Here is a 9,272-nt window from a genome sequence, read left to right as displayed (position 1 = left end):
CGAGGGATATCTTGATCATGCCGTAAGATCACCAAAAGTTGGGAAGAGCCCCGCCAAGGCGGTTAGGACGAGGACATTTAGGGTGGGGCGCTTCGCGCCCCACCCTAAATGTCCTAAGCAAACTGGCGACAGCTTGTAATTGTTGCCTGGAACCTAGACAACGTGAATTGCCTTCACTCTCAGACCTGCGCCGGATTGGGAGTATTCATCCATTTGAATTGGCACAGGCTGCACATGCCAAATGTCTGTGCAGTATTCGGCGATCGATCGATCTGACGAAAATTTGCCCATGTTGGCAACGTTGAGGATCGACATGCGCGTCCAGTTGTCCTGATTGCGGTAGGCTTCGGCGGCGCGAGCTTGACAGTCCACATAGGCCTGGAAGTCCGCGAACAGCATGTATTCATCCGAATTCAGCAAGGAGCTGACGATCGGCATAAACAGCCCTGGCTCTTTGGGAGAGAAAAAGCCTGATGCTAGCTGATCCACGACCCGCTTCAATGCCGGGTTGGAATTGTAATAATCCAACGGCTTGTAGCCTTTTGCCTTGAGATCCGTCACTTCTTGGGCAGTCAGACCAAACAGGAAGAAATTCTCGGCTCCCACCTCTTCACGGATCTCGACGTTGGCTCCGTCTAGGGTGCCGATCGTCAGAGAGCCGTTGAGCGCAAATTTCATGTTGCCTGTTCCAGAAGCTTCTTTCCCGGCAGTAGAAATTTGCTCTGACAGGTCGGATGCCGGGTAGGCAAACTGTCCTAGAGAGACAGAATAGTTTGCTACAAAGACCACCTTCAAGCGTCCAGCAACGTCAGGGTCATTGTTAACCACATCCGCCACCGAGTTGACCAGCTTGATCACCATCTTCGCCATGAAGTAGCCAGGAGCCGCCTTGCCGCCAAAAATAACGGTGCGAGGCACCACATCAATGCTGGGGTTGTCTTTGATCTGGTTGTACAGCGCAATCACATGTAGAACGTTCAGCAACTGCCGCTTGTATTCATGAATCCGCTTAATCTGGATGTCAAAAATCGAGTTGGGGTCGATTTCAATGCCATTACTGCGGTGGATGTAGGCCGCAAAGCTGGCTTTACGCTCTTGCTTGATTTGTCGCCAGCGCGATCGAAATTCTGGATCTTCCACAAAGGCTTCCAGCTTCTTCAACTCATCCAGGTGCTTCACCCAGGTCTTGCCGATTTTTTCAGTAATCAGCCCCGATAGCTCTGGGTTGCTCATCAGCAGCCAGCGACGTGGGGTAACGCCGTTCGTTTTGTTCTGAAACTTCTCCGGCCATAGCTCATAGAAGTCACGGAACAGGTCTTGCTTGACTAGCTCGGTGTGCAACGCCGCTACGCCGTTAACCGCATGACTGCCGATACAGGCTAGGTGAGCCATGCGAATCTTTTTGTCTTCGCCTTCTTCTACCAACGACATCCGGTTCATTTTGCCCGCATCGCCGTTGTATTTCGCCTGAAGCTCTTCCATGAACTGGCGGTTGATTTCGTAGATAATCTCCAGATGGCGCGGCAGCAGGCGACCAAATAGACTGACCGACCAGCGCTCCAATGCCTCCGACAGCAGCGTATGGTTGGTGTAGGCAAAGGTTTGACGGGTGATGTCCCAGGCTTTTTTCCAGGGAATAGAATGCTCGTCTAGGAACAGCCGCATCAGTTCGGCTACGCCGATCGCCGGGTGGGTGTCATTGAGTTGAATGGCGGTTTTCTCGGCGAACTGATCAAAGGTGTCGTGCTTACGCAAGTACAGCCGGATGATGTCTTGCAGGGAGCAAGAGACGAAGAAGAACTGCTGCTGAAGGCGTAGTTCCTTACCCTGAAGCGTGTTGTCGTTGGGATAGAGAACCTTGGAGATGTTCTCAGAGAAGGTCTTGTTGGCAACGGCTTGAGTGTAGTCACCCGCATTAAAGGTATTGAGGTCAAAGTCTTCGCCTGCTCTGGCAGCCCAGAGGCGCAGGGTATTGACCGTGTTGTTGTCATACCCTGGCACGGGCGTGTCGTAGGGCGTGCCCAAAACCGTAACCCGTGGCACCCAGCGCATTTGATAGTTGCCGTCTTTGTCGGTATAGCCTTCGGTATGTCCGCCAAACTTGACTTCAACAGTGTAGTCAGGGCGAGGCATTTCCCAGGGGTTGCCAAATTGGAGCCAGTTATCGGGACGCTCGGTTTGCCAGCCGTCGGCAATGAGCTGGTCAAAAATGCCAAATTCGTAGCGGATGCCGTAGCCCACTGCCGGAATTTCAAGCGCTGCCAAAGAGTCGAGATAGCAGGCTGCGAGTCTGCCCAAGCCGCCGTTACCGAGTCCAGGTTCTTCTTCGCGCTCTAGCAGGTCATCCAGATTTAAGCCTGATTCCTTCAGAGCCTGCTGCATGGGTTCATACAGCCCTAGGTTAATCAAGTTGTTGATCAGCAGACGACCAATTAAAAACTCGGCAGACAGGTAGTAAACCATCTTGACATCTTTGTCAAAGTAAGTCTGCGCGGTCTTAATGCGGCGATTCACCAGACGATCGCGCACCGTATATGCCAATGCCATGTAGTAGTCATACATCGTGGCAAAGTTTTCGTCTTTGCCCTGGAGGTAGTACAGGTTGTCGGCAAGGGCGCGCTTGAGGGTTTCCACTGTTGTCCCAGTCCGATCGTCCTCGATCGTGATAGGACAATCAATTAACTGGTTAGCAAGCTGGTTATCCATAAGCTCGGATGGGTGGGGTGAGTTGATGGTTCACCTCAACTTATGCACAATACAAATTCTAAACGCAAGGAAGAAGTGCTTAAGATTGCATAAAGATCCTCTTCACAGATGCTTTGGCGCTGTGTCTAAAGCCCCTACACAAAAGCGATTGCGACCTTGTGCTTTAGCTCGGTAAAGAGCTTTGTCGGCAACAGCCACAAAGGCGTCAGAACCGATCCGGGCAGAGGGAATCAGGCTAACCGCCCCGGCACTCAAAGTCACGGTTGGGTGAACTGCGATGCTGGTGTGAGGAATAGTGAGGGCGCTAATGGTCGCACAAATCTTTCCTGCTACTACCGTTGCTCCCAAGACATCGGTATTGGGCAGCAGGATCGCAAATTCTTCGCCGCCGTAGCGCGCTACTAGGTCTGTTGTGCGCTGGGCAGCAGATTGCAGCGTTCTTGCCACCTGCTGAAGACAGCGATCGCCCGCTTGATGCCCATAGGTGTCGTTGTAGGATTTGAAGAAGTCAATATCGCACAGCACCAGAGCAAGCGGCTGCTGTTCTCGTCGCATTCTCTGCCACTCTGAGTTGAGGTATTCATCAAATCGCCGCCGATTGGCAAGCTGAGTCAAGCCATCTAGCGACACGAGGCGAAGCAATTCCCGGTTTGCCGCCTCTAGCTCCTGCTGAAGCTGCGATTGACGGATCAGCCGCCGCACCCGCTGGCGCAGAACTGCAAAATGGACAGGTTTGGTGACGAAATCGGTTGCTCCGGCTGTAAAGGCGCGATCGACTGAGACCTGATCCTCTAGACCTGTGATCATTAGAATAGGAACCTGGCGGTTTCCGGCTAAGGTCTGAAGCTTCTCACAGCATTCAAACCCATCAATTCCAGGCATGACGGCGTCCAGCAAAACAATATCAGGAGAGATGCGGCTGTAGATCTCTAGCCCTTCCTGACCTGTCTCAGCCTCAACAATTTCATAACCTTCTCGATCGAGACACAGCCGCAGATGTCTCCGCATAAAAGCATCATCATCGATCAGCAAGACGAGAGCAGGTTTGGTGGGCGTAAAGGAATGGAGGATGGATTGAGGCTCACCATCAATCTGCCCAGAGTCAATCTGCTCAGATGCACCAATTTCCATGGTTAATGCCCTAATCCCTTACGTCTACTCTGGGTTAGTGTTCCCATTTCCAGCTGAGGCAACAAGATTAGAAAGCGTCAAGTTTTTAACGCCGCTCCTGGACAAACACGTCATGATTTTTTACTGGGTGGGCTTCGCCCACCCAGTAAAAAATCATGACGTGTTGAGGGCTACCTTACCGCCTTGGCTGGAAAGACCAGGGAGCAACTGGAGCAATGAGCGATCGCTGAAACTTCAACGGCACTCAATCGACGCCAGACCTCTTGCAGATTAGAGCTTTGGGATTGAGTTTGGTAGAGGCTATGCCCCCACTAAACCTAATTTGCCAGAGGTTGATTCATCTCAGGAGCGCTAATCAGAGCCACCTCAAACTGCTCTCCACTCAGCTTTGCCACCTCAACCCGTAAGCCAGGGCCAAAAAACCGCTCGATTTTCTCCCGCTTTTCCTGCCAAGTCTCAAAAGGAATGAGAGCCGAATCAAATTCTAGAACCAGCGCATAGGCACCCTGACGGTTCTCTTCATGCAAGCCATACAGTAGCGGACGTTCGTCATCGCTGGGGCTAAGACCCAAATGTTCTAATGTGCTGTCTAGATGAGCCTCTTGACCGTAGCGATAGCGCGTCACATCTTTACGAATCTGATTTTGAGTCTCGGTAGCCTGCTGTTGCCGCAGTGCCAGCACTTCGGGCGAGGTAGGCTGAGTCAATGGCACGGGCTTTAGCTCAGATGCCGTGAGCGCCAGACCGCCCAAAAGCAGCGGAATACCGTAGAAAAAGCCCACTAGGTTCAACGTTGGATGATCGGTCGCGTAAGCAACAAAGCCCATGACGGTCAAAATTCCACCGACGACTAAGCCCAACGCTCCTAGAGAAATTTGGCGTAACATATTCATGGGTCAAGTTTGTGAGTCAAGCAACCTACTTCATCAGTATTAACCATCTTGGTGTAGCCCAACTCACTGATTCGGTCTAACTGATATCAGGTTGGGAAACACTAGATCAATCCCTAGCCACTGGAAGATTATCGGAGCGAAGTCAGCATGTCAGATTTGCAACAAAACCCTCAAGAATTGCGCGATCGCTTTCAGCTCATTGAAACTAAGCGAGAAGCTCTGGTACGGCTTTTAGAACAGCCGGACTTAGGCACCCTACGCATTGATGTGAATCAGGCTTTAGAAGAGATGGACGATTTAATCGAAGAGTTCAAGCGAGCCTTTCCCGCAGCCTGAGCTTGTTGAGCAGATTGATCCAAAAAACTCGAATCGCCCTCACCCCAACCCCTTTTCCTTCGTAGGGGAAAGGGGCTTTAAATCCAAGAAATTAGCTCATGCCAAATATCTACACTGTTGAAGTTTTACATCAGGGCAATACCTACTCTCTGACTGTGCCTGAAGATCAGACCATTTTGGCGGCGGCTCAGGAGGCAGGTATAGACTTGCCTACCTCCTGCGGTGCGGGAGTCTGCACCACCTGCGCGGCGCTAGTCACCGAAGGCACAGTCGAGCAATCTGAGGGCATGGGCGTCAGCGCCGAACTGCAAGCCCAAGGCTTTGCGCTGCTCTGCGTTGCCCACCCGCGATCGAATATTAAGCTGGAGTCAGAGAAGGAAGACAGGGTGTATCACCTGCAATTCGGTCAGTTTCAACAGGCAAAGAAGTAGAGCAGGAGATGCTAACCCACTTTTTGACGGTGGAAGTCGCGCTGCAATCGTCGCCTGACTTGCTGCATCGAGCGATCTTGGCCGAGTTGCGCCAACACGGAGAGCCGCTGCGCTGGGCGATCGTGGCGGTGGATGGCGATCGCCAAATGGCAGCTATCGAGGCTGTCGTCACGGCTGATGAATTTCTGATGCCTGAAGCGGTGGTGAGAACAGTATGAAACCCTACACGGTTGTGCTGATCGTCCCGACGGGCATTGGCGCAGCGATCGGGGGGTATGCGGGGGATGCCCTGCCCGTTGCCCGTGCGATCGCCCAAGTTGCCGATCGGCTGATCACCCACCCTAACGTCATGAATGGGGCACAGCTCTATTGGTCAATGCCAAACGCCTTTTATGTGGAGGGCTATGGACTCGATCAGTTTGCGGCAGGGCAATGGGGCTTACGTCCGGTGCATCAAAATCGGGTAGGGCTGGTGCTGGATCAAGGCATTGAGCCGGAGCTGAGGTTGCGACACTTGCAGGCTGCTGATGCCACTCGCGCCACGCTGGGGCTAGACCTAACCCCCTACATTGTCACCGATGATCCGCTGGGCGTGGAGCTACGCACAGCAGCTTCTGGGGCAACTTGGGGCACGATTCAGAATCCCGATAGCTTGCTTCGCTCAGCAGAGAAATTAGTGAAGGCAGGGGCAGAGGCGATCGCCGTAGTGGCGCGGTTCCCAGACGACTGTGGCAGCGAAGCCCTGACTCAGTACCGCCAGGGGCAGGGGGTCGATCCGCTGGCAGGAGCTGAAGCTGTGATCAGCCATTTGGTCGTGCGGCATTTGCAAGTTCCCTGTGCCCATGCACCCGCCCTGTTGCCTTTGCCTTTGGAACCAGAGCTATCGCCCCGATCGGCTGCTGAGGAATTGGGCTATACGTTTTTGCCTTGCGTCTTGGTGGGGTTGAGCCGTGCGCCGCAGTTTGTCGTGGCTGAAGCAAGAGGGCGATCGACCGATATCTGGGCAGATCAGGTAGATGCGATCGTGATTCCAGCTTCGGCTTGCGGCGGTAGTGCGGTGCTGAGCTTTAGCCAGTCTCGAACCCAAATTATTGCCGTCAACGATAACCAGACTCGGCTGAATGTGAGGGGCGATCGCCTCAATCTGCCCGTTATGGAAGTAGAGTCTTATCTAGAGGCGCTGGGCGTTTTGGTGGCTCACCGGGCAGGGATTAATGCCAAGGCGCTGCGTCCTCACCTAGGACAAATCCATCAGCTTTGAGTTGTCGCGATTGGCATGAGATTTTCAGCCGTCGCCTAGAATCGAATTATGTTGTGTTTATCTTGCCACCGTGTCTGAAGAACTTCCTCCCAAGTCCAGTATCGAATCTCTGACGCGCATACAAGTTCTAATGGCGATGGGTGTCACGGCAGTGGTGCTGCTGCTGGCGGCGCGGCTGTGGCTGTTGCTCGATCGCTCTGCGGGTCTGCTGCCTGTAACCGGGTCAGGATCGGCGGTGTTGTGGGGCATTGGCTTAGGGATTGGCATTACCTTGGCAAGCGGCATTGCCTACCGAGTCTGGGAGGATTATCGCCTCAGTGCCGATTACTACCTGGCGCTGGTGATTAAGCCTTTGGTGCTGTTTGACCTGATCTGGCTGGGGCTTTTACCTGGAATGAGTGAAGAGCTATTGTTTCGAGGCGTAATGCTCCCGGCGATCGGTTTAAACTGGTTTGGCTTGTTGATTTCCAGCCTGTGTTTTGGGGTACTGCACTTTAGCGGATCGCAGCAGTGGTCGTATGTCATTTGGGCAACGGTAATTGGCGGTGTGCTGGGGTTTAGCGCAATTGCTTCCGGCAATCTCCTCGTGCCGATCGTGGCTCATATCACTACAAATCTGATTTCAAGCTACGTTTGGAAGATCGATCATTGAAATAAAGATTGCTAAAATCATCCAAAAATGGCGTATAGCGATTTCACCCTAGCTAAGGTTCAAGCTGCTTTTAACTTGACGATCGAAGAGAGCCGCTGTCTATTTGGCGATGTTGAGAGAGTTCAGCCCTCAGAGCGGTTGCTGCTTGACCTGAATGAGAATAAGCCCCTAGCAATCGCCATTAATAGCGAAAAGGCGCGATCGGAATTTCTAATCGCGCCAGTTTTGGCAGAGGTGAGACGGCAAACTCACTATCAAGCCAGCCTGTTTTCTGGCATTGAGTTTAATGTCGATCTAGAGCAAGGGTTGAAAGGATTTTGCGATTACATTCTGAGCCGCTCCAAAGAGCAGTACTATATTGCTGCTCCAGTCGTGGTGATTATTGAAGCCAAAAATGAAAATATCATCGCAGGGCTAGGGCAATGTATTGCAGCAATGGTGGCAGCGCAGATTTTCAACCAACGGGCGGAGCTAGGCATACAAACCCTCTATGGAGCCGTCACAACAGGGACAAACTGGAAATTCATGACGCTTTGCGATCGCTTAGTCAACATTGATGCTGATGAATACTACATCAATCAGATCGATGCGATTTTGGGTATTCTCCTGCAATCTTTACAGCTAGAACCTGTTGTAATTTCCCGAAGCTAAATTTTTGAAACTGGGATTTTTGAAACTGGGATTTTTGAAACTGAGAAACCTGCATCACTAAAATGGAAACCGCAAATGCACAGCGCCTATTGTAATTCAGCGCACTAATTATGATTCAGCACAATCTCCCTCAGCCGCCATTGTTCGATCGCCTTGAAGATGAACGCCTCCACCGCAAGCAGCGCCTTGTTGCAGCCCTGCGGCTGTTTGCTCACTATGGCTTTGACGAAGGGGTAGCAGGACACATCACCGCTCGCGATCCAGAGTATGCCGATCACTTTTGGGTGAATCCGTTTGGTATGTACTTCGGGCATATCTGCGTCTCGGATTTGCTGTTGGTCAATCACAAGGGCGAAGTTGTGGAAGGAAGCCGCCCCGTGAACGCCGCAGCTTTTGCCATCCATTCCCAAATTCACCAGGCAAGACCGGATGTCGTGGCGGCAGCCCACGCCCATTCGCTTGCAGGCAAAGCTTTCTCATCTTTGGGTCGATCGCTCGATCCTATTACCCAAGATGCCTGCTCTTTTTACGAAGACCATGCCGTGTTTGACGACTACACCGGAGTGGTGCTGTCTACGGACGAAGGACAGCGAATTGCGGAAACCTTGGGCGATCGCAAGGCTTTGATCCTCCGCAACCACGGGCTATTGACTGTCGGGCATTCTGTAGACGAAGCAGCATGGTGGTTTGTGGCGATGGATCGCTCCTGTCAGGCACAGCTCAGTGCCGAGGCGATCGGTAAGCCCATGTTGATTGATCCTGAAGTTGCGAGCCTCACTTTTAGTCAGGTGGGATCACATTTTATGGGATGGTTTAGCTTTCAGTCGCTCTATGAAAAGATGGTGCGATCGCAGCCAGAGCTATTAAACTAAAGAACTCTTGAACTAGAGAACCCTTGAGCTAAGCCTGTGAGTAACGCAAACTTAGAACCCCGAATCGAGCAAGTTGAAATAGACATCACGGAGCTAAAGCGATCGATTTTAGACTTGCGATCGACGGTCAGCACCTTAGCCGATGTTGTTTCTCTCCATGAGAATCAGCACAAAGAATCGCGCCAAAGATTCGATCGCTTTGTCCAGCAAGCAGAAGCCGATCGCGCTTCGATGTTGCAGCTTATTCAGGCGTTGGCACAGCCTTTGCGAAGCACGTATCGCTCAGTATTACAGTTGTAGATAATGTAAGCTAGTTTTCAGTCTACCTGGAAAATAGTC

11 protein-coding genes are annotated in these 9,272 nt (G+C 52.1%); 8 read left to right on the top strand and 3 right to left on the bottom strand.

Annotated elements, in window-relative coordinates; translation table 11 throughout:
• Nucleotides 1–153: 153 nt before the first annotated feature.
• The 3 genes from AC5JMP_RS01745 to AC5JMP_RS01735 all read right to left on the bottom strand — a co-directional run bounded on the left by AC5JMP_RS01745 (nucleotide 154) and on the right by AC5JMP_RS01735 (nucleotide 4,724).
• Nucleotides 154–2,706 (bottom strand): glycogen/starch/alpha-glucan phosphorylase, encoded by a 2,553-nt coding sequence (locus AC5JMP_RS01745; RefSeq protein WP_495849701.1) that lies wholly within the window; start codon nucleotides 2,704–2,706, stop codon nucleotides 154–156.
• Nucleotides 2,707–2,808: 102 nt separating this feature from the next.
• The gene (locus AC5JMP_RS01740) at nucleotides 2,809–3,837 is read right to left on the bottom strand and encodes a GGDEF domain-containing response regulator (RefSeq protein ID WP_495849700.1); all 1,029 of its coding nucleotides are present in this window, start codon (nucleotides 3,835–3,837) and stop codon (nucleotides 2,809–2,811) included.
• A gap of 317 nt (nucleotides 3,838–4,154) precedes the next feature.
• The gene (locus AC5JMP_RS01735) at nucleotides 4,155–4,724 is read right to left on the bottom strand and encodes a DUF2854 domain-containing protein (RefSeq protein WP_495849702.1); all 570 of its coding nucleotides are present in this window, start codon (nucleotides 4,722–4,724) and stop codon (nucleotides 4,155–4,157) included.
• 153 nt (nucleotides 4,725–4,877) lie between these two features.
• Here AC5JMP_RS01735 and AC5JMP_RS01730 point away from each other — a divergent pair, with 153 nt between their 5' ends.
• The 8 genes from AC5JMP_RS01730 (at nucleotide 4,878) to AC5JMP_RS01695 (ending at nucleotide 9,233) form a co-directional block, all read left to right on the top strand.
• Entirely contained in the window at nucleotides 4,878–5,066 is a 189-nt protein-coding gene (locus AC5JMP_RS01730) for a hypothetical protein (RefSeq protein WP_495849699.1), read from the top strand.
• 98 nt (nucleotides 5,067–5,164) lie between these two features.
• A complete protein-coding gene (locus AC5JMP_RS01725; RefSeq protein WP_495849698.1) occupies nucleotides 5,165–5,497 on the top strand; it encodes a 2Fe-2S iron-sulfur cluster-binding protein in 333 nt (110 codons plus the stop codon).
• A gap of 8 nt (nucleotides 5,498–5,505) precedes the next feature.
• Entirely contained in the window at nucleotides 5,506–5,715 is a 210-nt protein-coding gene (locus AC5JMP_RS01720; RefSeq protein WP_495849697.1) for a DUF8621 family protein, read from the top strand.
• Nucleotides 5,712–6,758, top strand: coding sequence for a DUF3326 domain-containing protein (locus AC5JMP_RS01715; protein ID WP_495849696.1), 1,047 nt, complete (start codon nucleotides 5,712–5,714; stop codon nucleotides 6,756–6,758). Before AC5JMP_RS01720 ends, AC5JMP_RS01715 begins: the two co-directional genes overlap by 4 nt.
• 70 nt (nucleotides 6,759–6,828) lie before the next feature.
• On the top strand, nucleotides 6,829–7,410 hold the full coding sequence (locus AC5JMP_RS01710) for a CPBP family intramembrane glutamic endopeptidase (RefSeq protein ID WP_495849695.1): 582 nt from the start codon (nucleotides 6,829–6,831) through the stop codon (nucleotides 7,408–7,410).
• Between the two features lie 27 nt (nucleotides 7,411–7,437).
• Nucleotides 7,438–8,061, top strand: a complete 624-nt coding sequence (locus AC5JMP_RS01705) for a hypothetical protein (protein ID WP_495849694.1) — start codon at nucleotides 7,438–7,440, stop codon at nucleotides 8,059–8,061.
• A 110-nt stretch (nucleotides 8,062–8,171) separates the two neighbouring features.
• Nucleotides 8,172–8,933: a class II aldolase/adducin family protein gene (locus AC5JMP_RS01700; RefSeq protein WP_495849693.1), complete on the top strand. Its 762-nt coding sequence runs from the start codon at nucleotides 8,172–8,174 to the stop codon at nucleotides 8,931–8,933.
• A gap of 36 nt (nucleotides 8,934–8,969) precedes the next feature.
• Nucleotides 8,970–9,233: a hypothetical protein gene (locus tag AC5JMP_RS01695; RefSeq protein WP_495849692.1), complete on the top strand. Its 264-nt coding sequence runs from the start codon at nucleotides 8,970–8,972 to the stop codon at nucleotides 9,231–9,233.
• Nucleotides 9,234–9,272 lie beyond the last annotated feature (39 nt).

It is taken from the genome of Drouetiella sp. (genome assembly GCF_059504425.1).
The sequence above is the reverse complement of the archived record's forward strand: the minus strand, read 5'-3'. Positions and strand labels throughout refer to the sequence as shown.